25 protein-coding genes and 1 rRNA gene are annotated in these 25,367 nt (G+C 34.7%); 4 read left to right on the top strand and 22 right to left on the bottom strand.

The features are described from left to right. Window positions 1–68 precede the first annotated feature (68 nt). A 16S ribosomal RNA gene (locus AC0GLY_RS07350) occupies window positions 69–1,645 on the bottom strand. A 439-nt stretch (window positions 1,646–2,084) separates the two neighbouring features. Here AC0GLY_RS07350 and AC0GLY_RS07355 point away from each other — a divergent pair. Beyond that, complete coding sequence (locus AC0GLY_RS07355; protein ID WP_496611512.1) at window positions 2,085–2,843, top strand: hypothetical protein; 759 nt, start codon at window positions 2,085–2,087, stop codon at window positions 2,841–2,843. A 193-nt stretch (window positions 2,844–3,036) separates the two neighbouring features. On the opposite strand, the gene AC0GLY_RS07360 is transcribed toward AC0GLY_RS07355, so the two are convergent. The 5 genes from AC0GLY_RS07360 to cls form a co-directional block, all read right to left on the bottom strand. Beyond that, a complete protein-coding gene (locus tag AC0GLY_RS07360; RefSeq protein ID WP_496611513.1) occupies window positions 3,037–3,693 on the bottom strand; it encodes an amino acid ABC transporter permease in 657 nt (218 codons plus the stop codon). A gap of 11 nt (window positions 3,694–3,704) precedes the next feature. Further along, window positions 3,705–4,337 carry an amino acid ABC transporter permease gene (locus AC0GLY_RS07365; RefSeq protein WP_496612275.1) on the bottom strand — a complete coding sequence of 211 codons (633 nt, stop codon included), beginning with the start codon at window positions 4,335–4,337 and terminating at the stop codon, window positions 3,705–3,707. Next, window positions 4,337–5,200 carry a transporter substrate-binding domain-containing protein gene (locus AC0GLY_RS07370; protein ID WP_496611514.1) on the bottom strand — a complete coding sequence of 288 codons (864 nt, stop codon included), beginning with the start codon at window positions 5,198–5,200 and terminating at the stop codon, window positions 4,337–4,339. Before AC0GLY_RS07370 ends, AC0GLY_RS07365 begins: the two co-directional genes overlap by 1 nt. A 17-nt stretch (window positions 5,201–5,217) precedes the next feature. Beyond that, the gene (locus AC0GLY_RS07375; RefSeq protein ID WP_496611515.1) at window positions 5,218–5,958 is read right to left on the bottom strand and encodes an amino acid ABC transporter ATP-binding protein; all 741 of its coding nucleotides are present in this window, start codon (window positions 5,956–5,958) and stop codon (window positions 5,218–5,220) included. A 353-nt stretch (window positions 5,959–6,311) separates the two neighbouring features. After that, window positions 6,312–7,781: a cardiolipin synthase gene (cls, locus tag AC0GLY_RS07380; RefSeq protein WP_496611516.1), complete on the bottom strand. Its 1,470-nt coding sequence runs from the start codon at window positions 7,779–7,781 to the stop codon at window positions 6,312–6,314. Between the two features lie 125 nt (window positions 7,782–7,906). Between cls and AC0GLY_RS07385 the strand changes: the two genes are divergently transcribed. Continuing rightward, window positions 7,907–8,419: a helix-turn-helix domain-containing protein gene (locus AC0GLY_RS07385; RefSeq protein ID WP_496611517.1), complete on the top strand. Its 513-nt coding sequence runs from the start codon at window positions 7,907–7,909 to the stop codon at window positions 8,417–8,419. Then, a complete protein-coding gene (locus tag AC0GLY_RS07390; RefSeq protein ID WP_496611518.1) occupies window positions 8,409–9,266 on the top strand; it encodes an IS3 family transposase in 858 nt (285 codons plus the stop codon). The genes AC0GLY_RS07385 and AC0GLY_RS07390 overlap by 11 nt, the downstream gene beginning before the upstream one ends. A 207-nt stretch (window positions 9,267–9,473) precedes the next feature. On the opposite strand, the gene AC0GLY_RS07395 is transcribed toward AC0GLY_RS07390, so the two are convergent. The 4 genes from AC0GLY_RS07395 to AC0GLY_RS07410 form a co-directional block, all read right to left on the bottom strand. After that, a complete protein-coding gene (locus AC0GLY_RS07395; RefSeq protein WP_496611519.1) occupies window positions 9,474–10,796 on the bottom strand; it encodes a C1 family peptidase in 1,323 nt (440 codons plus the stop codon). 85 nt (window positions 10,797–10,881) lie between these two features. Continuing rightward, a complete protein-coding gene (gene lepB / locus AC0GLY_RS07400) occupies window positions 10,882–11,517 on the bottom strand; it encodes a signal peptidase I (RefSeq protein ID WP_496611520.1) in 636 nt (211 codons plus the stop codon). A gap of 39 nt (window positions 11,518–11,556) precedes the next feature. Continuing rightward, window positions 11,557–12,450, bottom strand: a complete 894-nt coding sequence (locus AC0GLY_RS07405; protein WP_496611521.1) for an alpha/beta hydrolase fold domain-containing protein — start codon at window positions 12,448–12,450, stop codon at window positions 11,557–11,559. A gap of 44 nt (window positions 12,451–12,494) precedes the next feature. Continuing rightward, entirely contained in the window at window positions 12,495–13,391 is an 897-nt protein-coding gene (locus AC0GLY_RS07410) for a DMT family transporter (RefSeq protein WP_496611522.1), read from the bottom strand. A 98-nt stretch (window positions 13,392–13,489) separates the two neighbouring features. On the opposite strand from AC0GLY_RS07410, the gene AC0GLY_RS07415 reads away from it, so the two are divergent. After that, window positions 13,490–14,362 (top strand): LysR family transcriptional regulator, encoded by an 873-nt coding sequence (locus AC0GLY_RS07415; RefSeq protein ID WP_496611523.1) that lies wholly within the window; start codon window positions 13,490–13,492, stop codon window positions 14,360–14,362. A gap of 43 nt (window positions 14,363–14,405) precedes the next feature. Here AC0GLY_RS07415 and AC0GLY_RS07420 read toward each other — a convergent pair whose 3' ends face one another. The 12 genes from AC0GLY_RS07420 to rpmH form a co-directional block, all read right to left on the bottom strand. Continuing rightward, a complete protein-coding gene (locus AC0GLY_RS07420) occupies window positions 14,406–14,738 on the bottom strand; it encodes a type II toxin-antitoxin system PemK/MazF family toxin (RefSeq protein WP_496611524.1) in 333 nt (110 codons plus the stop codon). Next, entirely contained in the window at window positions 14,731–14,973 is a 243-nt protein-coding gene (locus tag AC0GLY_RS07425) for a hypothetical protein (RefSeq protein WP_496611525.1), read from the bottom strand. The genes AC0GLY_RS07420 and AC0GLY_RS07425 overlap by 8 nt, the downstream gene beginning before the upstream one ends. Window positions 14,974–14,986: 13 nt before the next feature. Next, on the bottom strand, window positions 14,987–15,598 hold the full coding sequence (locus tag AC0GLY_RS07430) for a recombinase family protein (protein ID WP_496611526.1): 612 nt from the start codon (window positions 15,596–15,598) through the stop codon (window positions 14,987–14,989). Window positions 15,599–16,346: 748 nt separating this feature from the next. Next, entirely contained in the window at window positions 16,347–16,628 is a 282-nt protein-coding gene (locus tag AC0GLY_RS07435) for a LysR family transcriptional regulator (RefSeq protein WP_496611527.1), read from the bottom strand. A gap of 199 nt (window positions 16,629–16,827) precedes the next feature. Then, a complete protein-coding gene (locus AC0GLY_RS07440) occupies window positions 16,828–17,610 on the bottom strand; it encodes a transporter substrate-binding domain-containing protein (protein ID WP_496611528.1) in 783 nt (260 codons plus the stop codon). A gap of 13 nt (window positions 17,611–17,623) precedes the next feature. Then, a complete protein-coding gene (locus AC0GLY_RS07445) occupies window positions 17,624–18,760 on the bottom strand; it encodes a trans-sulfuration enzyme family protein (RefSeq protein ID WP_496611529.1) in 1,137 nt (378 codons plus the stop codon). Between the two features lie 337 nt (window positions 18,761–19,097). Further along, window positions 19,098–21,038, bottom strand: a complete 1,941-nt coding sequence (gene mnmG / locus AC0GLY_RS07450) for a tRNA uridine-5-carboxymethylaminomethyl(34) synthesis enzyme MnmG (RefSeq protein ID WP_496611530.1) — start codon at window positions 21,036–21,038, stop codon at window positions 19,098–19,100. A gap of 30 nt (window positions 21,039–21,068) precedes the next feature. Further along, window positions 21,069–22,466 carry a tRNA uridine-5-carboxymethylaminomethyl(34) synthesis GTPase MnmE gene (gene mnmE, locus AC0GLY_RS07455; RefSeq protein ID WP_496611531.1) on the bottom strand — a complete coding sequence of 466 codons (1,398 nt, stop codon included), beginning with the start codon at window positions 22,464–22,466 and terminating at the stop codon, window positions 21,069–21,071. Window positions 22,467–22,617: 151 nt separating this feature from the next. After that, the gene (gene jag, locus AC0GLY_RS07460) at window positions 22,618–23,337 is read right to left on the bottom strand and encodes an RNA-binding cell elongation regulator Jag/EloR (RefSeq protein ID WP_496611532.1); all 720 of its coding nucleotides are present in this window, start codon (window positions 23,335–23,337) and stop codon (window positions 22,618–22,620) included. A 143-nt stretch (window positions 23,338–23,480) separates the two neighbouring features. Then, the gene (yidC, locus tag AC0GLY_RS07465) at window positions 23,481–24,317 is read right to left on the bottom strand and encodes a membrane protein insertase YidC (protein WP_496611533.1); all 837 of its coding nucleotides are present in this window, start codon (window positions 24,315–24,317) and stop codon (window positions 23,481–23,483) included. Next, complete coding sequence (gene rnpA, locus AC0GLY_RS07470) at window positions 24,317–24,676, bottom strand: ribonuclease P protein component (RefSeq protein ID WP_496611534.1); 360 nt, start codon at window positions 24,674–24,676, stop codon at window positions 24,317–24,319. Before rnpA ends, yidC begins: the two co-directional genes overlap by 1 nt. A gap of 61 nt (window positions 24,677–24,737) precedes the next feature. Then, the gene (gene rpmH / locus AC0GLY_RS07475) at window positions 24,738–24,872 is read right to left on the bottom strand and encodes a 50S ribosomal protein L34 (protein WP_014082553.1); all 135 of its coding nucleotides are present in this window, start codon (window positions 24,870–24,872) and stop codon (window positions 24,738–24,740) included. Window positions 24,873–25,367: the final 495 nt, after the last annotated feature.

Raw genomic sequence — 25,367 nt, forward strand, 5'->3', positions numbered from 1 at the left:
TAAGAGAGTAGATACTCTCAAAACTGAGCAAGATTTTGATTAATGTAAGGTTCCGAATTATTCCTTAGAAAGGAGGTGATCCAGCCGCAGGTTCTCCTACGGCTACCTTGTTACGACTTCACCCTAATCATCTGTCCCACCTTAGGCGGCGGACTCCTAAAAGGTTATCCAACCGACTTTGGGTGTTACAAACTCTCATGGTGTGACGGGCGGTGTGTACAAGACCCGGGAACGTATTCACCGTGGCATGCTGATCCACGATTACTAGCGATTCCAACTTCATGCAGTCGAGTTGCAGACTGCAATCCGAACTGAGAACGACTTTAAGAGATTAGCTTGACCTCGCGGTTTCGCAACTCGTTGTATCGTCCATTGTAGCACGTGTGTAGCCCAGGACATAAGGGGCATGATGATTTGACGTCGTCCCCACCTTCCTCCGGTTTATCACCGGCAGTCTCTCTAGAGTGCCCAACTTAATGCTGGCAACTAAAGACAAGGGTTGCGCTCGTTGCGGGACTTAACCCAACATCTCACGACACGAGCTGACGACAACCATGCACCACCTGTCATTCTGTCCCCGAAGGGAACCTCTAATCTCTTAGAGTGGCAGAAGATGTCAAGTCCTGGTAAGGTTCTTCGCGTAGCATCGAATTAAACCACATGCTCCACCGCTTGTGCGGGTCCCCGTCAATTCCTTTGAGTTTCAACCTTGCGGTCGTACTCCCCAGGCGGAATGCTTAATGCGTTAGCTGCGGCACTGAAAGGCGGAAACCTTCCAACACCTAGCATTCATCGTTTACGGCATGGACTACCAGGGTATCTAATCCTGTTTGCTACCCATGCTTTCGAGCCTCAGCGTCAGTTACAGACCAGATAGCCGCCTTCGCCACTGGTGTTCCTTCATATATCTACGCATTTCACCGCTACACATGAAGTTCCACTATCCTTTTCTGCACTCAAGTTTATCAGTTTCCGATGCACTTCTCCGGTTAAGCCGAAGGCTTTCACATCAGACTTAATAAACCGCCTGCGCTCCCTTTACGCCCAATAAATCCGGACAACGTTTGCCACCTACGTATTACCGCGGCTGCTGGCACGTAGTTAGCCGTGACTTTCTGGTTAGATACCGTCACACTGTGAGCAGTTACTCTCACAGCCGTTCTTCTCTAACAACAGAGTTTTACGAGCCGAAACCCTTCTTCACTCACGCGGCGTTGCTCCATCAGACTTTCGTCCATTGTGGAAGATTCCCTACTGCTGCCTCCCGTAGGAGTATGGGCCGTGTCTCAGTCCCATTGTGGCAGATTACCCTCTCAGGTCTGCTACGTATCATTGCCTTGGTGAGCTATTATCTCACCAACTAGCTAATACGCCGCGGGTCCATCCAAAAGCACTAGCACCAAGGCCAGCTTTCAAACAAGAACCATGTGGTTCTTGTTGTTATACGGTATTAGCATCTGTTTCCAGGTGTTATCCCCTTCTTCTGGGCAGGTTACCCACGTGTTACTCACCAGTTCGCCACTCAGTCGGATCCAAAATCAGTTTGGTGCAAGCACCAAACTTCAAATGGGCGACTTCGTTCGACTTGCATGTATTAGGCACGCCGCCAACGTTCGTCCTGAGCCAGGATCAAACTCTCATTTTAGAAATGAGAACTTTACTAGCTCTTATTTATTTGTTTTTGCAAATTGACATTGCATTTGTTTAATTTCTAAACCAAGTTTAAAAATTATCCTTACACTTTATTGTAATCAAAATCTTGTTCAGTTTTCAAAGATCTACTCATTAATGTACCGTCTCAAACGGTACTTTATTAATATATCACATTGGTCAAGAAAGGTCAAGAACTTTATTCAATAAATTTTAAAATCATTTAAAACTCATTAAAAACTTAACATTTCCGCGTCAACAATATTTAACTATATACTACTCAAAATAGGATGTCAATAGTTTGGTCAAAAAAAGTCAATTTTTTAATCGAACCAATTATTAAACTTTTTCTAATTGAACTATGTAACTTTTTTAACTTTTACAAAATATGATAATATGAACATAATCAATTGCGAATTAGAAAGGACTCTTTTATGAACAATCAAATTACGCTTCAATTCTCATATATTAATCACCAAATTAACGAACCACTAAATGACGAAAATATTATTTCCGAACTCAATCCCATCGTTAATGATGTCCGAATTACTCCCCAATTTTTTATTGATACTTCAAACGTTAATCCATATCAAAGCGGAACTTATACAGCAATCATTTGGTGCCAAATTGGTAACCAAAAAGTAGAACAATCATTCAAAATCAACGTTAAAGATTTCAATCGATTAAATGGAAATCAAGTGGTAAATAATCAAAATAACCATATCCCTCAATCAAATAACAGCAATCAAGGATATATGCCACGCAAAAAATCGGCTGCCAAGAAAATTTGGATTGGAATTTTAATCTTTGTATTAATCATTTTAGGTTTAACTTCTTGTTCAATTTACAATCAAACTAAAGCTAATCAATCACAAAACCAACAGCTTCAAACAGAATTAGATCAAGTTAAACAAGCCCAAAAAACCTATCAAGAAAATCACGATAAAGCTGAATTGAACAATTCACTAGCCAGAATTCAATCACAATTAAGTTCCATAGAAGGTTCCAATAGTGAGGCTGTAAATTCATTAAACAATCGAATTAATAGTATTCAAAACAATCCCAATTCAAGTAACATTCAAAATGATTTGGATAGCCTAAAGGATAAAATTACTAATAATAACAATTTAATTCAAATACTAACCAATGCTGTAAATTCATTAATCAATAGTATCAACAATTTAATCCATTAAATTAAAAATAACCTAGCCAATATTGGCTAGGTTATTTATTTGCAAAAAAGCAGGCCTAAGCACGGGCCGTTTTTTACAGCTTTACAAAGGATCAATAGAACCTTAATGCACTCGCACTCATTCCTGTAACTTCATCCTAGCTCATCTTGAATTTTTTGCAAATAAAAAGTTCTCTAAATAGAGAACTCTTTATTTATGATGTAGCTAGTCGTCTTTCGAACCATTTTGATAAGAGTGACAAACTGTAATTAACTATAAAGTAAAGTGCCGTAACAATGGCAAACATCGGAATCATATAATTAGGATTTTGTCCATAAATTACTTGACTACGGAACATCATTTCAGTTAGCACAATCGCTGTTGCAAGCGACGTATCCTTTACTAAAGAAATAAATTGTGAAATTAATGGTGGAATGGAATTTTTTAACGCTTGTGGTAATAAAATGTACCATAAAGTTTGAAATTTAGTCATTCCAGTTGAATAAGCACCTTCAGCCTGATCAACTCCGACTGATAATAACCCACCACGAATAATTTGAGATACCATTGTCGATTCAAAAACCGACATAGCAAAAACGGTTGCTGAAAAAGCATTAAGTTCAACGCCTAATTTTGGCATGGCAAAATAGGTAAAGAAAATCAATAGCAATAATGGTAAATTACGAATTGTATTGACAATAAATTGAACCGTACGGGAAAAATAAGGAACTTCTTCAAATAAAATAACTCCTAAAATTGTCCCAGCAATAAAACTAATCACAATTGAGATAATTGAGACAGCAATCGTAATCCCTAAACCACCCATTAGATAGTGCATATTGACTGAATTGAATGCTGATGCATAAATCATTACGCTACCTCCTATCTTAATTTATTTTCTAAATGATCCATGAAAACCGAGAGCGGACCGGTTAACAATAAGTAGAAAATCCCAATGACAATGTAAGTGTTAAATGGGTCTAAGTTTGCTCCAGAAATTACGTTAGCTTGATACATCAAATCAAGACCAGCCACAAAGGAAAGAATTGAAGAATTTTTGACTAAGTTAATAAATTGGTTCCCTAAAGAAGGAATGGCCAACTTAAATCCCTGTGGCAAAACAATATGAATCATAGCTTGAGTATAACTTAATCCATTAGCTCGTGCGCCTTCCATTTGCCCTGGATCAACGGAATTAACTCCTCCACGAATACATTCAGCAATAAACGATGAGGTATATAAAATTAAAGCAATTGTTCCAGCCCAAAAACCATTAATTTTAACAGCATGAGAAACAACAACATAGAAAAATAGTGTAATTACAAGTAACGGAATATTCCTAAAAAATTCCACAAAAGCATTTCCAATCAATTTTAAAAATTTATTAGGAGCCATTTCCATTAAAGCAAAAATTGTTCCTAAAACTAATGAGCCTAGTAGTCCAACAATTGATGAAAGAATTGTATATTCAAATCCAGTGAGAATTGTTGACCAGTTATCCGTTAAAATTTTGATCATTTCGTCAATTCCCTCCAATCTAAGCCAGGAATATCCCCAAACCATTTTTTAATCAAACGGTCATAGGTTCCATCAGCTCTAATTTCCTTGAGTGCTCGGTTAACTGCTTTTTGTAGATCAGTTTGACCTTTATCCATTGCTAATCCGTAAGGTTGATTAGTAAAGGTTCCACCAACAACTTTGACATCTTTACTCTGTTGACAAAAGCCATATAAAATTGCATTATCAGTCGTCATGGCATCCCCTTGACCAGACTGTAAAGCACTAAAAGCTTGAGAATTATCAGGCATCGCAATCAATTTTGCCTTTGGAGCAAATTTCTTGGTTGTTTCCATAGCAGTAGTCCCCATAACTCCAATAATGGTTGATTTAGAATTATTTAATTGTTGAATATTTTTAATCCCTGAATTCTTTTTAACCAAAATTGATTGTCCAGCCGGAAAATAGGGATTGGAAAAATCAACAACTTTAGCTCTTTCAGGGGTAATTGTCATTGAAGCAGCTACAGCATCAACTTGATTATTTTTAATTAATTGAATTTTAGAACTAGTAGTTACTGGCGTAAATTCTGGTTTAATCTCAGTTCCTTGATCTTTAGCAATTTGCTTAGTAACGGCACGGGCAATATCAACATCAAAACCTTCACTTTGTCCTGTTTTTGGACTAATCAAACCAAACAAACGAGTATCACTTTTAACACCCCACCGCATTATATGTGACGACTTTACGTTTTCCAATGAATTTTTGGTTTTCGTTTGATATTCGTGATAAGTCCAGCCAAACACTAAACTACCAACTAAAACAATCACTAAGACAATTGCTGCCAGTAAACCAATGCGTTTTCTTTTTAATTTACTCATGGGTTTATCCTCGTTTCTTAATGATGTTCAACTTGTGAAAGAAATTCGCGAGCTCGTTCAGTCTTCGGTTGTTTAAAAAATTCTTCAGTTGAGGAGTCTTCTAAAATTTTACCGTCAGCCATAAAAATAACTCGATCTGCTACTGCTTTTGCAAAATCCATTTCATGTGTTACTACTAAACTAGTCATGGAAGAGCTTTTAGCAATATCCCGCATAACACTTAAAACACTTCCAACCATTTCAGGATCTAAGGCTGAAGTTGGCTCATCAAAAAGTAAGACTTTTGGATCCATTGCAAGTGACCTTGCAATCGCAATTCTTTGCTGTTGTCCACCTGATAGTTGGGCAGGATATTTGGCACCTTGGTCAGTTAACCCAACTCGCTTTAATAATTGGTCTGCAATTTCGCGATTTTTTTCTGAATTCCGTTTCAAAACAATCTTAGGTGCTAGCATAATATTCTCTAAAATCGTTTTATTATTATAGAGGTTAAAGTGTTGAAAAACCATCCCAACATCGGTTCTTAATTGATTAAGGTTAGTTTTATCACTAGAAACATCTTTGCCATCCACAATTAGTTGCCCCTTTTGAATTGTTTCCAAGCCATTAATGGTTCTAAGTAAAGTTGATTTCCCAGAACCTGATGGGCCAATTAACACTACTGTTTCACCAGGATGAATGGCTAAGTTAATATCGTAAAGTGCATGAAAATTGCCATAGTACTTTTGGACATCCTTAAATTGAATGATATATGACATAATATGTCCCTCCTCATCTTCTTATCTAGAATAAAATTCTAGAATACATAATTTAAGCTTACGCGTTAAAACAAAATTAAACTAGGTTTCTTGTTACATTTCGTAACATCAAGCCCGAATAAAACTTAATATAACAAAATATTATTCGTTTTTTGAATAAAAAATTTCAAAAAGAAAACTCAATCTTCAAAGCATTTTCCTCCAAATAAGAGATTAATTGCTATCCTAACTATAACACATTGTTATATATTATATAATTTTTAGTGATGATAGTTGCTTTATTTTTCTTATTATAAAAACAGGTATTTAAAATTCTTAGATTTAAATACCTGTTTTGATGATTAATTTTATTTTTATAATAATGGTGATAATAGCCGACTGAACTGTTGCTTGAATTTAAGCCAAGCCGATTGATTCTTAAAGATTTTTTCCGTTTGAAGTGTACTTTCAGCAATGTTTTCCGCATAAATTTCTTCCATTTTCTGGGCTAACTTTTCATCGTAAACGAAAGCATTACACTCAAAGTTCAATTCAAAGCTTCGATAATCCATATTAGCAGAACCAACTGAAACTAATTTTCCATCCACTACTATGGTTTTAGCATGCATAAACCCATTATTATAGGCGTAAACTTTTACACCTAGATGAGTTAATTGACGAGAATAGTACTGCGTAGCTCGATAAACAAAGGGATGATCGGGCATGTCTGGGGTAACAATTTCTACATCCACTCCTGATTTGGCTGCAATTTTCAAAGCATTTAATACAGATTCATCAGGAATTAAATATGGAGTTGTAATCTTAATTGATTTTTTTGCCATTTCAATTAATTTAATGTAACCCATCTTGATTTGTTCCATTGTTGAATCAGGGCCACTAGCAACTACTTGAAGGATTGCATTCCCATTAGTCTTCATTTCAGGATAATACTTAGCAATTTTACTAGGATCATTAGGGTCAATTCGTGATTTAATATCTGTTCCATTCCAATCTAAGATAAATCGAGATTGCAAGCCATAAACTCCGTCACCATGAATCCTAATCATACAGTCCCGCCAATTACCAAACTTCTTTGACCAACCCATATATTGATCACCAAGATTAAGTCCACCAATATATCCGTATTTACCATCAATAGTTACCAACTTATGATGATCACGGAAGTTAACACGCATATCTTTAATGTTTAGTTTATTGTGCAAAAAGGGAAAAGCCCTTCCGCCAGCGTCAATTAAGGGTTTAAAGAATTTTTCAGTTGTCCCCATTGAACCCCAAGCATCATAAATAACCCGCACATCAACACCTTCTTTAGCTTTTTTTACCAAAACATCTAGTGCTTGATGACCAATCTTGTCAGCATAAAAAGTATAAAATTCAATGTTGATAGAACTTTTGGCATTCTCAAAATCAGCAAATAGTTGTTTAATAAAAGTTGGACCGCTTGTAAAAGTTTCAATTTCATTGTGCCCTAATAAGGGGGCTGAAGCAGTATTCATGAAAAGTTTTACTAACTCAGGAGATTCATTCACAATTTTATTGTTAGGATTCTCTTCTTCATTAAATTTACCGAGTTTTTGCTTTTGTTGTTTAATTTGACGTTTAACCTGTTTCTTCGCACTTCCACTAAGTCTTAGTAAACTACTTTTAGGTAATCGCCGACCAAAAAAGGCATAAATTATGAAACCAACTACTGGGATAAAAGTTAGTACTAGTAACCATGCCCACGTTGCAGCAATGTCCCGCTGTGTTCTAAAAACAGTGATAATCGCAAAAATCGTATTAATAAGGATAATTGCATTTAAAATTGACCAAAAAATTGCCATGGGAACTCCTCCTATTTTCTACTAACTCTATTCTACCTAATTTTGCAAACTATTTGTTGAAAAAAAGAAGTAATTGATATGAACCCCATAAGTTGGACAAAAATCTAACTTATGGGGTTTTTGTTATGCCAAAAATAAATTACGAGTTAAAACAGCAAATTATAAAAGAATATTTTAATGGGACTGGGTCAACTACGTTGTCCCAAAAATATAAAGTTTCAAATTCAGTTATTTTAAGATGGATTAATAGAATTAAAAATGAAAATTTTGTAATGGTTACTAGTGAAAACCATCATCGAATAGAATATTCTGTCGAATTTAAAATAAAAGTATTAAGCTATAAAAATTCGAATAATTGTACTTTATCAGAGTTATGTAACAAATTTAAAATACATTCAGAAAGTACCATCTATTTTTGGCAGCGTCAGTTTGATGAATTAGGTATAATCGGATTATCAAGAAAACGAGGTAATCCAAAAATGAATAAAAATAAAGCAACAAAACAAACTAAATTATCAAAAGATGATGAGCTTAAACAGCTTAAAGAAGAAAACTTAATGCTTAGAATTCAAAATGAATATCTAAAAAAACTGAAAGCCTTAGATCAAAACAAACAAAGAAAAAGTAATGGTAATTGATGGTCTAAGGCGTAAATTCAAAGTTAGTCTTAGCTTCATTTTAAAAGCTGTTAAATTACCTAGAAGTAACTATTACTATGCGACTTCGTCGCAATCAATAGACAAGGATAAAGATATAATTAAATTAATAAGTGTTATTAAAGAAATCAACTCTAAATATGGTTATAGAAGAGTTACGATGGCCCTCAATAATGATGGATATAACGTTAATCACAAACGTGTTCTTCGTATTATGAAAAAATATAATCTTTTATCGTCAGCTTTTGGAAAGAAGAAAAGAAAATATAGTTCTTATAAAGGTAATGTTGGTAAAAGATTTAAAAATAGATTGAATCGTCGATTCAATACACCAGTTCCATTTCAAAAGTTAGTATCAGATACTACAGAGTTAAGATATGGAAAACAAAGTATAAATGAACGTATATATTTAAATCCAGTGCTAGATTTATTTTCTGGAGAGATAATTTCATATAGTATTAGCAGCAACCATCCAGATTCTAATTCCGTCTTTTCACCAATTAAAGAAGCTATCTTAAAGCTACCAAAAACACACTTCAAAAGATTTTTCCATTCTGATCAAGGAGTTCACTATCAAAATAAACGATTAAATAAATTTCTAAAGAAAAACCACATTACCCAAAGCATGTCGCGAAAAGTAACCTGTTTAGATAATGCAGTTATTGAATCATTTTTTCACCTTTTAAAAATTGAAATAGGAAACGATTTTAGTACGAAAGAAGAATTAATAAATTCCGTTAGGAATTGGATTTATTATTACAATAATTTTCGTATTAAAACAAAACTAGGAGGCAAGTCTCCGATTCAATATCGAAAACTTGTCTCCTAGAAAAACTAAATAATGTGTCCAACTTTATGGGTTCACATCAAATCGCAAAAACGATTACTTCTTTTTTAGTTTGTGGAAGAGAGTCTTTCTTATTTTGTTAATAACATTTGGTTTATACTAAAAATTATAAAAATAATGAAAAACTTTGCCATAAAAACCGAAATAATTGAGGAACCTCTAGACAAATTTTATTTAGTCTTCCATATTTTATGCTAAAGAATCCCATGGATTTAAGATAATTGGTGCTTTCATTAGCCCTGATTTTATTTCATCACTAAGGTAGGCTTTTTTTACCACGACTTCGTAAGTGTAATCATCCATCCAATTATCAGCCATAACAAAATAACCTTTGTTACCAATTTTTGAACCCCAACTATTTTCTACTTTCCACTTTACAGGATTACTATTGACTACATCTACTCCAGTCAAAGTCATTGCATGTGAGACTTCAGCTTCATGATACCGAAGTCGATCAGCCTTACTCATCTTGGTGTCAATGCCAAACAATTCATCTTGTAAAAACAATTCACTATCTAACAATCCCTTTTGGCGATCCATTTGTTGTAAAACATCATTACCAAACCAAATTGTTTCACCAGCTTGTAATTGTTTAATTGCCGCCGTTTTTAGTTGATCCATTGGTGCATTTAAAAACTCAATTTGTTTGCCACCTTCAACATTATTTTGACTAGGTAAGGCATACAATTCACCATATTTTTTATCAGGGGCATTGGCTAACACTACATATTGATCCAAATCCACGCCAATGTATTTAGCATAAAACTCTTGCGGTGTAAGATCTTGATCAAGATGATATTTGTGATTATCATCGCGATATTCCAAATCAAATTTTTGGGGTGGAACACCTACAGATTGGCTAGTAATTCGGTAAATTTCATCCATAAACTGTTGTTTTAAGCTCATAATTTCTGTATCAGTAAATCCCTGATTGACTAACTCACGTAATTTTAAGGCATCATGCCGCATTTTACGATTTAATAACATATCAAAATCACTAGTATCTTCAGTTACATCCGTTTCAGGAAAAGTTTCACGTGGAACAACCCCGTACTTTTGAACTAATGCTGCTGCCATTGCCCACTGTCCCCCATCAGTTCCTGGTGAACTCAAATAATAGGCTACTTCCCGATCATCGGTTGGACGTCCTGCTAAGGCAATCATTCGATCATAAAAAACATTTGCGCGTTCAATTTTATCCCAGAAAAATAAATAACTTTGAGATAATTCAAAATTTTTAACCTGATACTGCGTCGCAAATTGATGCCGTAACGTATTTAAAATCGAAAAGAGCCAGCATCGACCGCTGTGTTTTTGATTTGATACCGTTCCCGTTGGTAAATCAATCGAAAAAGTCTGGTTCAACTTGGCCAAAACTTTGGCATTGGTCGAAGTTTTATTAATTCCGTTTGTCATGACTGCATTTGCCACAATTTTGTGCCCAGGACGCTCCTTTAACTTTTGGTGCATTTGTGCAAAATCTTGCTTCGTAAGTGGTTGATTAATTTTCATTTGATTCATCCCTTCAATTTATTTGTCATTGTAACAATTAAAATTTTAAATAACAAAAAAGACGACTAAGTGTCGTCTTAACTATTTAATCACGATCATTAATATTTTCTCGTTGCTGCTTGCTAGTGTCCCAAGGAAAGGTCTTAACAACCCCAATAATCTTGTCTTTAGGAACAAAGCCCCAGTACCGACTATCGTTTGAAACGCTTCGATGATCACCCATCACAAAGTATTGCCCTTTCGGAACTTTAACTGCACCTTGATTCTTTTCCCAGTTGCGTGAAAGTGAGTGCAGATCCCAATTTCCTGGTTGCATGTTGTATTCAGATCCTGTCTTTTGTTCTGAACTACTAATGTAGCTTTGATCAATTTTATGATTGTTTACATAAATTGAGCCATCCTTAAAAGAGACTGTGTCACCTGGAACAGCAATCACTCGTTTTACATAATCAGTTCCATTAGTACCTAATAAATCTTTAACTAATCCACCATTTTCGGCAGCTTGCGGATCAACACCTGCCGCATTGAACACCACGACACTGCCACGTTTAATTTCGGCCTGTCGCCAAACCATAATTCGTTCATTGTTAATCAAATTTGGTTCCATCGAAGGTCCATCAACTCGAGCAACTGTGAAAAAGCATTGTCTTACAATTAGCGCAATCGCTAACCCAATAATCACTGGAAGCACCCATCCTAGGATGCTTTTTATAGTTTTCATATTTCTCTCCTCTTTGTATAAATCAAATTTATTTTACCACTAATGATGTAAATTTCTTCTTAAAAACTGATCTTTTTGCGTAAAAACCGTTTCATTCATAAAGCCACTTGGTCCATGAGGAGCATCAGTTACCAGATGCAATTCAACTTTTTCTGGTCCAATTTTTTGGGCCACTTCAGCAGCCAAGTTAATGGTTTGCAAGTAAGGAACCACTCGATCTTGTTTACCAGCATACATTAAAACGGGTACCATTTGTTTGGTTAAATACGTTTTTGGATTAACTGCAGCATTCATTTCTGGTACATCAAGAGGTCGATTTCTCTTTAACATCAGGCCTTCAAAAGAATCAGCATCACCAGTTTCTGAAAACTTTGGCGTTTGTCCTAAAACGGCAAATTGAGCTGGCATTATTGCTAAGTCATAAGGACCATAAGATGCAATTATCCCATTAACTTGTGATGAAAAAGCTTGATTTCCACCAAAGTCACTTTGCAGTTGTTGATCACCATCAGAAGCCGCAACTAACATCGCTAACTGAGCACCCGATGATTCTCCCATTAAGAAAATATTCTGCTCGTCGAAATGATAATTATTTGCATGTGCTCGAACCCAACGAATTACAGCCTTCAATTCATAAACTGGCTGAGGAAAGTCTGCCATATAGCTTAATGAATAGTTAGGACTCACAATGGCATAACCACGTTTTAATAATTCGAGTGCTCCATTCAATTTATTAGAACTTTTTTGTCCAAAATACATTCCCCCACCATGGATATCAATAATAACAGGGTAATGTTTCTGTAATTGATTGGGTAAATAAATATCAAGTCGCTGACGCTCTTCTTTAGCATACGGTAAGTCAATAAATTTTCTTTCAATTCCTCTAGTATCTGCTGGTACAAAAGTTGGTTGTCGTTCAATAAATTTAACCATTCGTCTCACCTCACGTTAATTATTCTTATTTTAGCATTGGAAGCTTAATTTTTGGTTAATTTATCCGAAACAAATTGCAGAAAAACTACACTTACAATTAAAACAATTCCTGCTAATTCAAAGCAACCTAATGTTTCATGCAGAACAAGTACACAAACAACCGTTGCCACTAAGGGCTCAAAAGAACTTAACATTTGAGTTATTGCCGCTGGAATAAAGGCCAAACTTTTAATATAGGCTAAACTAGCTAAGAGAGTTCCTACTAAAACGATAAAAATAATATTTAAGACTAAGGTTAAATTTAGTACTGGAACACTGCTAGTAAAGACGATTGGTGAAAGTGGCAGCCCACCTAAAAACATGCCCCAACCAACCACGACAATCGCATCATATTCTTTGAGCAACTTTTGTGGTAACACACTATAAAACACCGCGCCAACTGCGGATAACAAACCCCAGAAAACCGCGTTTGGTGATAAAACGAGACTATGCAAATTGCCGTTAGTCACAAGTAAAAAGGTCCCCATAACACTCAAAATAATCGTGCTCGTTTCCAGTTTAGTTGGAAAACATCGACAATAAATAGCTCCCAAAATAATCGTAAATAATGGGTTCAAAAACTGTAAAGCAGCGGCAGTTGCCACATTACTATAACTAATCGTTAAAAAGAAGGACAGTTGTGCGGGTAAAAAGCCAAGAAAACTGAATAAGAGAAGCTGTTTACGACTTGCTGCAATTTTCCAAATATCAAATACTTGATCTCTTAAATTAGGATTCAACCAGGCAAAGCCTAACATCAAAAAACCCGCTAATAATAGTCGCATTCCCACTAGCCAAACGGGAGAAAAACCATTGGTAAATAAAAATTGACTGGAAACCCCACTTAATCCCCACAGTGCTGCTCCGGTAATTGCTAAAATTAATCCTTGTTTTTGTTTCATTTCAATTGTCCTCCATTACATAATGGTTTTAATATATAATGGAAAACAAAATAACAAAAATTAATATTTTTTATTAAATTATAAGGAAAAATTATATTATGAATAAATACCTAGCTTTAAAACTTGTTTTAGAACAGCAAAACATTACCAAAGTCGCTAACATCATGGGTTATTCTCAACCAGCAATTAGCCAAATGTTGACGAGTTTAGAACAAGAAATGGGGTTCCCAATTCTTATTAAGCAACGCCAAAAATTAAAGCTAACTAAAGCGGGACAGGAAATCTATCCTTTCATTATAAGATTAATTAATGACCAAGAATCCTTGATGGATAAACAACATGAAATTACCAATCAAGCCAATCGGTTAATTAGAATTGCCACAATTCCCAGCATTTCTCAACAGTGGCTTCCCGAATTAATCAGTGCCTTTCAATTTCAAAATCCGAACGTCGACTTTTCGATTATTCAAGGAGACAACGTCAGCATTCCCCACTTAGTGGAAAATGGGGACGCTGAACTTGGAATTTTGAATCAAGATGCCGCTCCCGATTGTGAGTGCGAATTTTTAAAAGAACAAACTTTAAAAGGCGTGATGCCAAACCGGTATCCAATTTCAGCTAACTTAACCGAATTAAATTTGGCTGAATTAACGAAATACCCTTATATTTTATTGGAAGAAGGTTTACACAGCGAGTCACTTAATCAATTTCAAAAGGCAGGCTTAAACCCCCATATCAAAATGAGACTACACGATAGTTTTTCAACCTTGCTAATGGTCGAACAAGGTCTAGGATATACAATTATGCCAGTTGATCAAACCTTAGAATCCAAACATCAAGTGCGAATTTTAGCAACGAACCCTATCATTACGCGAAAAATTGGAATTTTAGCAAAAAACGAAATCATTATGACTAGTGCAGCCGAAAAATTCAAATCGTTTATACAAAAACATGCCCAAGAACTAAACTAAATTAAAAAATGAGACCAACAGAAAGTGATCTCATTTTTGTATTTTAAAAGATTTGCCGAATAACATTCATGACTTTAATAAACACGCGATTAGAAATTTTTTCCACATACTGTGCACGCCGCGTCCGAAAATCAAAGGTATAAAATTGAAGCGCATTGACGTAGCCATCAATTTCTTTTCCTTTCACAGAAATTGACGTTACGTGATTCTTTTGTCCATGCGTAATTGGTGAAACTGCAACTAGGCCAGTTCGGTCACTATAGTCACCCTTACTAAGAACTAACGCCGGGCGTCGCTTTTTAATTTCCAAACCACTTTGCGGGTCAAAATCAAGATAGATAATATCTTTTTGTTTCGGAATATATTCCTCAGTCATCTAGCTTTTCCTCCCCCATAAATTTACCAAAGTCCATTTCTGCTTGTGAAAAATCAAGATCAGCAAATTCTGGACTGGAAAAAATATCTTGATACAACGGAGTAAACACAATTTCACCATTATCTAATTGTGAAACATAATATTGGTCACCTAAATTAAGTTTAATTTCATCCGTGACTGGAAGAGTCAATTGTTTCCCATTCCTGACTACTTTTACAATTCGTTTATTCATCATTTCTCCTCAAGCTTTAGATTGTTTGTTTTTCTTTATAGAGCTTTCTTTTATAGTAGACCGTTTGTCGACTAATTCCTAATGTTTTAGAAATTTCACTATTCCCGATTCCTTGTTCAAACATTTTAATCATTTGTTTAGCCAAAATCCTTCCTTGTGGATTATTGGAACTTAACGAATACTTTACAGTCCCACCCTTGTAGATTCCGTTACTTTTAGCAATCTCAATTCCTTGTCGCTGTCGTTCTTTAATCTTTTGTCGTTCAGCTTCTGCTTGGTATTTATAGATTTCAATAATCAAATTATTCAAAAGTGACTTCAAATTTGGATCAGATACTCCTTCAAATGAGGGCAATGACAGAACTCTAAAAGTTGCTTGCTTTTCTCTAATTCGATTCATAACATCAGTGATATCTTTATTATTTCGGCCTAAACGATCTAGGTCTAGCACTACAATCTCATCATTAATGTGTACCGTCTGCAATAACTTTTGTAATTCAGGACGATTTAGGTTTTTACCAGAAACCTTCTCTTGATAAATATACTCACATCCATCTTTTGTTAGGGCATTAATTTGCCGGTCTAAATTTTGACTTTCTGAACTAACCCGCGCATAACCAAATTTCATTTAAAATCTCCCAATAAAAACATATATTTTACACCTTATTTATACGTAAAATTTAATTATACAATACCTATCTCTAAACGCAGACAGAATCTAATCTTAAAATAAAATAAATAACAAATTATAATTTGTATTATCTGGGTACACTTAAATTTTACATACAATAATAGAGTTTCAATACATAGCGAAGTTAAATTAATTAATCAAATAAAAAGAGATCTTACAAAAAGTAAGATCTCTTTTTATAAATACGTCAAGTTCAAATAATCCAACTTCCTGAATTAAGTGCGTTTTTGTGGCAGTTATTCAATCTTTTATAGAATTACGAAATTATTTTTTTATTTGGGAACTATTATTCTGAGCTTTTTAGTATCAAAAATTATCAGTTCTAAATTATAAATTTTCTAATACAAGCAAGTTGTAAAATTTGAGTGTACCTAGTTTGGACATTTTAGATTAATTGTCCCATTATTTAATGCATAAGGGCAATTTTTGCTGCATTATAACTAACAATTAATAAGAATATCCACCATTATTTAAAAAATAAATGTTTAAAATTAGCTATATTCCATTTTCCAAAAAAAATTTGTTGAAAAAATCCATTTTTAATCTTTTTAGATAAATATAACCATAATTAAAGTCCTAGTTAGCCACCAAAAATATTCTTAAAAAAATTTTTAAGCCTAATCCTAGTTAAAACGAAATATACAACTAATTTTTACAGGTAAATAAGTACCCATTACTTATTAATCTATGTTTTAAACAATCTAAGATTTTGCCTGACCTCACTTTCAAAAGTATCTAGTTGTTGCATAAATATTTTAGTGTATTTATACAATACCTTTCCAGCAGGAGTTAAAGTAATTACATTAGTCTCATAATTATGAACAATCAAATTATGCCCAATTTCTTTTTCTAATCTTTTAATTCCCATGGAAACAGCTGGTTGGCCAACGTTAAAGAGATCAGCTACTTTACTATAATTTCTCAGTTCAACTAGTTTTTCAAAATATTGTAAATTTCTTAATTTCATTTTTAGCCACCTCCTTCCTAATGAAAATAATATAAACTCTTTGCGCTTTAATCAAATTTAATGATATAAAAATTATTAAAAATAACCTGAATCTGCTAATTAAAGAAACAATTTAGCAAATTCAGGTTACATAAATTATGATACTCTTACAAACTTAATCAGTTTTTATTCTTGTTTTAAAAAATTATATCTAAACAAATTATTTTTCAGTGATATCTTCACCGAAATATTTATTTGAAATACGTTTTAAAGTTCCATCTTGTTTTAACTCTTTAATCGCCTTATTCATTTTTTTGTTTAATAAAGCTGATTTTTTATTCATCATTGGCGCAATTGCTTCGCTCTTAACTTGACTATTAGGGATTAATCGATAAGTTAAAGATGAGTTTGGATGAGATTTTTGCCAATACTTAAAAGCAGGTTCTGAATTAATTGACCCTTGAGTTCTTCCTTGTTGAATCATTTTTAAAGCACTGGAAAATTCTGGTGCTGAAATGACATTTGCTTTATATTTTTTTGCAATTTTCCAATTGTCAGTTCCAGTTCCTTCCCCAAAAGTTTTTCCCTTAATATCAGTTAATGATTTTATTGGAGAATCTTTCTTAGTAATCAAGACAGCGCGGGAATAAGCATATGGTGTAGCCATGCGATACTGTTTTTTTCTTTGTGGATTAACAGCTAAATCATTAAAAACAACATCATACGATTTACTGTTTATTCCAGCAATTAAAGAATCCCAACCAGTTAATTTGTATTCAGGTTTCAATTTCATTTTTTTAGCAATTGCTTGGGATACTTCCACATCAAACCCAGTTAACTTGCCTTCTTTATTTCGATAACTAAAGGGAGCATAAGTCCCCTCTAGTCCAATAGTTAGTTTTCCTTTATGTTCTGTTTCAGATTGCGTGTTTCCACATCCAGTTAAAATTAATAATCCTGAAAAGGCAATTAGTAGTAAAAGTGATATTTTTTTAAATTTCATAGTTTTATTCTCCCTATAATTTGGTCAATGCTTGGGATAGATCATTAACTAAATCAGACTCATCTTCGATTCCAACTGAAAGTCTAATTAAGTTATCCTTAATCCCGTCTTTTAATCTTTCTTTTCGTGGAATCGATCCATGCGTCATAATTGAAGGTACTTCAATTAAGCTTTCTACACCACCCAAACTTTCAGCTAATCCAATTATTTTAAGTGCATCAATCAATTTTCTAGGTGAATATTGAGGTTTTAATTCAAATGAAATCATGGCTCCAAAACCTTTCATTTGATTTTTAGCAAGCTCATAGCTGTCATTATTAGGATCTCCAGGGTAATATATTTGATCAACATGTTCATCATTTTTTAATAACTTAAAAATAGCATTGGTATTTTCCTCATGAATTCTCATCCTAGCTCCAAGGGTCTTAATTCCACGTTGTAGAAGCCATGCATCTTCAGGATCAAGAATGCTTCCAATTGAGTTTTGTAAAAATCCAATTTGTTGTGCTAAATTTTTATCATTGGTTACAGCTATACCAGCAATTAAATCACTATGTCCCCCAAGATATTTAGTAGCTGAAGAAACTACAATATCTGCCCCTAAACTTAACGGCTGTTGATTATATGGCGTTGCAAAAGTATTATCAACAATTGTTTTACTATGATGCTTTTTGGCAAGATTGCTTAACTTTTTAATATCAGATATGTGTAATAAAGGATTAGTTGGGGTTTCAAGAAAGAGTGCTTTGGTATTTGATTTAAAAGCATTATCAACTGTACTTAAATCTGTTGTATCAACAATTGAAAACTCAATTCCAAACCGTTTCATAACCTGATTAATTAGTCGAAAGGTGCCCCCATATATGTCATTTCCTACGATGATATGGTCACCGGCCGAAAATAAAGATAGGACAACATGAATTGCTGCGGAACCTGAACTAAAAGCAAATCCTGCTACTCCATTTTCCAAATCTGACATTAAGTTTTCTAAGGCCTGTCTAGTTGGATTTCCAGTTCTTGAGTATTCCCATCCTGGGTGTCCAAGTTCACTTTGATGAAAAGTACTAGCTCGATAAATTGGCATAGAAACTGCCCCAGTATATTGATCTTCACTAACTCCACCATGAATTAATTTCGTATCGAATTTCATTTTTGTTTCTCCTTATTAAATAAATTTTAAACAAAAAAAGACCAATTAGACTTTTAATCTAATTGGTCTTTCCTATTTAGAAAAGATATATTTACCAAAATAATTTTGATAAGTCAATTAGATTAAAGCAAGTATCTAATCAGACCATCAAAAGGCTCTACTTAGATACAGGTGTATATCACACCCATATCTATGAGAGTGATATTACTTGTAACAAGTACAGCAACAGTTATTTTTATTAAATAAAACGAATTTTAACATATCTTTTCCCTTCTTACTTTTAGTTATTAATAATTATAACGAAAATTAACAATAACGCAAGAGAATAATTTTATTTTTATTCAGTCTTAGCAATCTTACCTTGTTGAATGTAAACACTCAAAATAGCAATATCAGATGGATTAACTCCACTAATCCGTGAAGCTTGGGCAATCGTAGTAGGTTGAATTTGTTTTAATTTTTCCTTACCTTCAGTTGCAATCCCATCAATTGCATCATAATCAATCTTTGCGGGAATTTTTTTGGATTCCATTTTTTTCATGCGATTAACTTTTTCTTCTTCTTTTTTAATGTAACCAGCGTATTTAATGTAAACCGTAATCTGTTCCACAACGCGTGGATCTAGTGGCTCATCCGTTGCTGGAATATATTCCAACAATTTTGCGTAATCTACATATGGACGACGTAAAAATTGAGCAGCAATAATTCCGTCTTTCAACGGCTTATCACCGTGAGCTTGCACGAATTCATTAATTTGATCATTTGGTTTAATTCTGATGGTTTCTAGGCGGTTGATTTCATCCTCAACAGCTTTTTTCTTTGCCAAAAAGGCTTCGTATCGTTCATCAGAAATCAAACCAATCTCATGACCAATTGGAGTTAAACGCATGTCTGCATTATCGTTTCTCAATAATAATCGATATTCAGCTCGACTCGTCAAAAGTCGATAAGGCTCATTAGTCCCTTTAGTAACTAAATCATCGACCAAAACTCCAATATAAGCGTCTGACCGTTTTAAGATAATCGGGTCTTTCCCTTGAACCTTACGAGCGGCATTAATCCCCGCCATCAATCCTTGACTCGCAGCTTCTTCATAACCTGAAGTCCCATTGGTTTGACCTGCTGTAAATAAGTTTTCAATTACTTTACTTTCCATACTAGGTTTCATTTGTTGGGGTGGAATAATATCATATTCAATTGCATAACCAGGACGCATCATTTTTGCGTTTTCTAATCCTTTAATTGAATGCAACATTTCTTGTTGTAACTCTTCAGGCATGGAATTAGACATTCCATCAACGTACCATTCATCATTTCCCCGACCTTCTGGTTCAAGAAAAACTTGATGTCGGTCTTTATCAGCAAAACGAACTACTTTGTCTTCAATAGAAGGACAGTAACGAGGTCCAATCCCGTCAATTACCCCATTAAAAAGTGGTGAACGATCTAGATTATCACGAATTAATTGGTGAGTTGTCGGATTGGTATAGGTTAACCAACACGAAATTTGTTCACTAACTGGTAAATAATCACTATAAGGAGTGGTAAAACTAAAATGATGTGGTTCAGCATCGCCCGGTTGTTCTTCAATACCAGAACGATCAATTGTGTTCCCATTAACACGAGGAGGAGTTCCAGTTTTAAACCGTTCCAATTTAAAGCCATTCTTTTCCAAATTTTCTGATAATTTAATGGATGGAAGCGAATTGTTAGGACCAGATGAATAACGAAGTTCCCCAATATAAATTTGACCACGAGCTGAGGTTCCCGTTGCAAGCACCACCGTCTTCGCGTGGTAAATTGCACCTGTATTGGTAATTACCCCCTCAACGCGATTATCATTCACAACTAAATTATCTACGATAGCTTGACGCAACGTTAAGTTGTCTTCTTTTTCAATCGTATTTTTCATTTCTTGATGGTAAGCATGTTTATCTGCTTGAGCTCGCAGTGCTTGCACAGCAGGCCCTTTACCAGTGTTTAATAATCGCATTTGGATATAAGTTTTATCAATGTTTTTACCCATTTCACCACCCAAAGCATCGATCTCACGTACTACTGTTCCTTTGGCTGGTCCTCCCACAGAAGGATTACAAGGCATAAAAGCAACCATTTCCAAACTGATAGTTAACAATAAAGTCTTTTGTCCCATTCGTGCCGCAGCTAAAGCAGCTTCACTACCAGCGTGACCTGCTCCTACGACTACTACATCATAATCACCCGCATCATAAGTATGCGTAACGTCTGTGGTTTTTAAAGCATTTTTCTTTTCCGTCATCGTTTCCTCCAAATGTTTCATGTGAAACAACTATTTTCCAATACAGAACTGCTCAAATAATTGATCCATCAATTCATCATCATAACTATCCCCAGTAATTGCACCTAAATCGTCCCAAGCTTCCTGAAGATCAATTTGGGCAATGTCAACCGGAAACCCATTTTCAATCCCATTAATCACTGCTTGCACTGAATCAAGTGCTTTTTGTAATAGACTAATGTGGCGAGCATTAGTAACCATTACACTATTTTGTGTGCTAGTAATCCCCTTAGTAAAAAACATCTTTGCTATCATAGTTTCTAGGGATTGGGTTCCATTGGCCGCCATTGCGGAAGTTTTAATTACTTCACTATTTCCGTATTCATCCTTAATTTGTGCAATATCAAGTTTCAGTGGTAAATCTGTTTTATTTAATAAAATTATTCGTTTACTATCACGGGTTAAATCAAGTAATTGACGATCTTCATCCGTTAAAGGTTCACTAGAATTAAGCACAAGTAAGACCAAGTCTGCCTTTTTAATAGCTGATCGTGAACGATCAACTCCAATTTTTTCAACTTTGTCGTTTGTTTCTCGAATTCCTGCAGTATCAATTAAGTGAAGTGGTACCCCTGCAACGTTCACATACTCATCCAAAACATCCCGCGTAGTTCCAGGAACATCAGTCACAATTGCCTTTTCTTCATGCAATAAGCGATTCAAAAGACTTGACTTTCCTACATTAGGCCGTCCTACAATTGCCGTATTTAAGCCATCCCGAAGCACTTTTCCTTGTTGAGCTGTTGCTAATAATTGCTCAATTTCAGTCTTAACTTCTTGAGCTTTAGCTACCATTAATTGAGAGGTAACTTCTTCTGCTCCATCATACTCTGGATAATCAATATTAACTTCAACGTTAGCCAATACATCAACAATTTTTTGTCTCATCTTACGAATTGCCGCCGAAAGGTTTCCATCCAACTGGTTTAAAGCTGCTTTACGAGCTTCATCAGTCTTTGCATCAATTAAATCCATCACGGCTTCTGACTGAGAAAGATCAATTCTTCCATTCAAAAAAGCTCGTTTAGTAAACTCGCCTGGTTCAGCCATTCGAGCACCATTTCTCAGTACTAGTTGAAGTACTTTATTAGTGACTTGAATTCCTCCATGACAATTAATTTCAATAATGTCTTCTTTAGTATAGGTTTTGGGAGCACGCATTACAGAAACCATAACTTCATCAATTCGACTATCGTGATTAGCAGGGTCAATAATGTGCCCATAATTAATCGTATCTGTAGCAACCTTAGTTAAATCCTTGCCCCGATAAATTTTTTGTGCAATTTTCAAGGCATCCGATCCACTAATTCGCACAATTGAAATTCCTCCGACTCCTGGTGCAGTTGAAATAGCTGCAATCGTATCATAATCAGTTGTCATTAATGGCATCTTTTAAAACTCCCTTCTATTTTTTCTCCATAAAAAAAGTACCTACCCCACGTATCTGGACGACACGGGGACAAAGTACTTTCACTACTTTATCAATTCAATTTATATGCTATCTATCATAATTAGATTGAGTTAATTTGTCAATTAACGACTATCGTGGACCAATCACGACTTCTCGATTAGGCTCATTACCAACTGAATAAGTCAAAACATCGTCAAAACTTTCTAAAGCCAGGTGAATTTGTTTCCGTTCAAAAGCAGGCATCGAGTCAAGATGGACTGGTTGTCCAGTTGCTTCAACATCCCGAGCCGTCCGGTGAGCTAAATCAATTAAGGTCTTACGACGTCTTTCTCGATAATCAGCGGTATCTAAAACGACCTCAACGTAATTAACGCCGTGGTTATTAAGATAAAATTCACATAACTGTTGTAAGGCATTGATGGTCCGCCCATGTTTCCCAATTAAAAGTCCTTCTTTATCAGTTTGGCAATCAATGTAAACTCGTTTATTGTTAGGCATTTCAACTTCTAAAGTTGCATTAATTCCCATTTCATCTAATACATCTTGTAAATACTTGGCTAATTTTTTAACTACAGTAAAATTTCGTTCAAACCGATCTTCAGCAGTCTTTTCAGGAGTTTTTACTGCCTTTAACCCATCTTTATCTGGTTGAATCTTTTCTTTTTCTAGCTGTGAGGTATTATGTTGCACAACTTTCATTTCAATGATTGCTTCTTTTTTAAATAATCCCAAAAAACCATTAGTTGGCTTTTGAATAATTTCAATTTGAGCATCTTTACGATTAATTTTTAAGTTTTTAAGTCCATTTTCAATGGCGATTTCTAGATTTTTACCTGTGTATTTTGGCATGGTATTTTTTCTCCTAGTTAATTATCAACCTTGTTAGCATAGCACAAAGTAACTAGGTTTCGAAAGGTGTTTTATAGCTTTGTAATATTAAATTATAAAAAAATAAGCTTCAGGATTAATCTCCTGAAACTTATTAATAACAATTAACGTTTTTTATGACTCTTTTTAGCACGTTTAATTGCCTTTTCAACCGCTCGTTCATGATCTTTTTTAGCTTTTAACTTCGCTTCTCGTTCCCGCTTCATTTTCCAAGGATTTTGGATAACCAAAGTTTGAGCAACTTGGAAAGCATTCGTCACTACCCAGTATAAGGAAAGAGCAGATGGAACATTTAAAGCAGTAAAGAAGATAATCACAGGCATCAAAAAGGTCATTGAAGTCGTCATAGCATTCGTTTCTGGTTGTGACTTCATGGATAACCATGAACTAAAGAACGTAAATAAAGCCGCTAAAACAGGCAAAATAAAGTATGGATCCCGACTTCCCAATTCTAACCATAAAAAATGACCAGTTTTTAGTTCTGGTGTCCGCCAAATAGCTTGATATAACGCAAAGATAACTGGCAATTGGACAATCATCGGTAACATGCTAGCCATGGGGTGAACCCCATTCTCTTTATAAAGTGCCTTTTGTTCAGCTTGCAATTTCATCATTGTATCAGTATCACGAGATGAATATTTCTTTTGCAAAGCCTTAAGTTGTGGCTGAAGTTCAGCCATTTCTTTCATGTTTTTAGTTTGGTAAATCATCAATGGCAAGATAATAATTCGAATCACAATGGTAAATAAAATAATCCCAATTCCATAATTATTGTCAAAGGCTTTTGATAACCAAATAATCGCACGAGAGAAGTTATAAACGATTAATCCATCCCACAACCCAGTACTATGACTAGTAATGGGTGCGTTGCTACAAGCAGTCAGAAATAATCCTAATCCAACAGCCATCATAGCTGTAGCAATTTTTTTGAACTTTTTCATTAATTTTCCTCGCTATAATCAGCATCCAACAAATGAGCTAAGTGCAAAACATGCACTAAGCTGGACTTTATTTCTTTCATTGACAGACCATCAGTAACTGGTCTAGCAATAATCAAAATATCAACGTCTTGTTTTAGATAAGGCTTTAATTCAGTAATTGATTGTCGTACCCGACGTTTCACCCAATTACGATGAACCGCATTTCCAATTTTTTTACCAACTGAAATTCCAACCCGAAAATGAGGTTGGTTGGGTTTTTCCATTTGATAGACAACAAATTGACGATTAGCTACCGAATCATGCTTTTCAAAAACTTGCTGAAAATCAGCTTCTTTTTTAACACGATACGATTTTCTCATTAAAATAATCTCCAAATTTTTACATTTGTATAATAAAAAAGGCCACCGAATGGTCAGTGGTCTATGCAGATAATACTTTTCTACCTTTTTGACGGCGACGAGCTAATACTTTACGTCCACCCTTAGTTTGCATACGTGCACGGAAACCATGAACACGGTTACGATGACGTTTCTTTGGTTGGTAAGTTCTCTTCATTACGAGCCCTCCTTATATTCGATTTCGTTTAAATGTTTTTTAACCAGTAGCGCTTCTTTTTAATGATAGCACAAACCAGTAAACTAGCAAAGCCTTAATTTTAAAGTACCTTAATTGATGATAGCTAACTTTCTGTGGATACAAAAAAAGTTTCATAAAGTTTTGCTGTGGATTAATGTGGATAACTAGTCGCTAAACTCACAGGAAAATCACGTTACTTTCCACAAATCCACTACAGTTATTAAAGCTTATCCACAAGTTGTGCAAAAGTTATAAAAAGTTTCAGTATCATTGAGATAGCAACATTTATCTATCCACAATCAGTTGTTAACAGGTGGAAAATTAACTCACTTTTTTAAGTTGTTAACAAGTTTGTGGAAAACTTATCCCGTTGATGTGAAACATATATCCACAATGTGTTTTATACTGTGGAAAACTTTTTTATTTTTCCAATATAATGCTAAAATATTTTTATCGCTTTAACTTAGGAGGAGT

The organism is Fructilactobacillus sp. YLN 2507 (assembly GCF_059614085.1).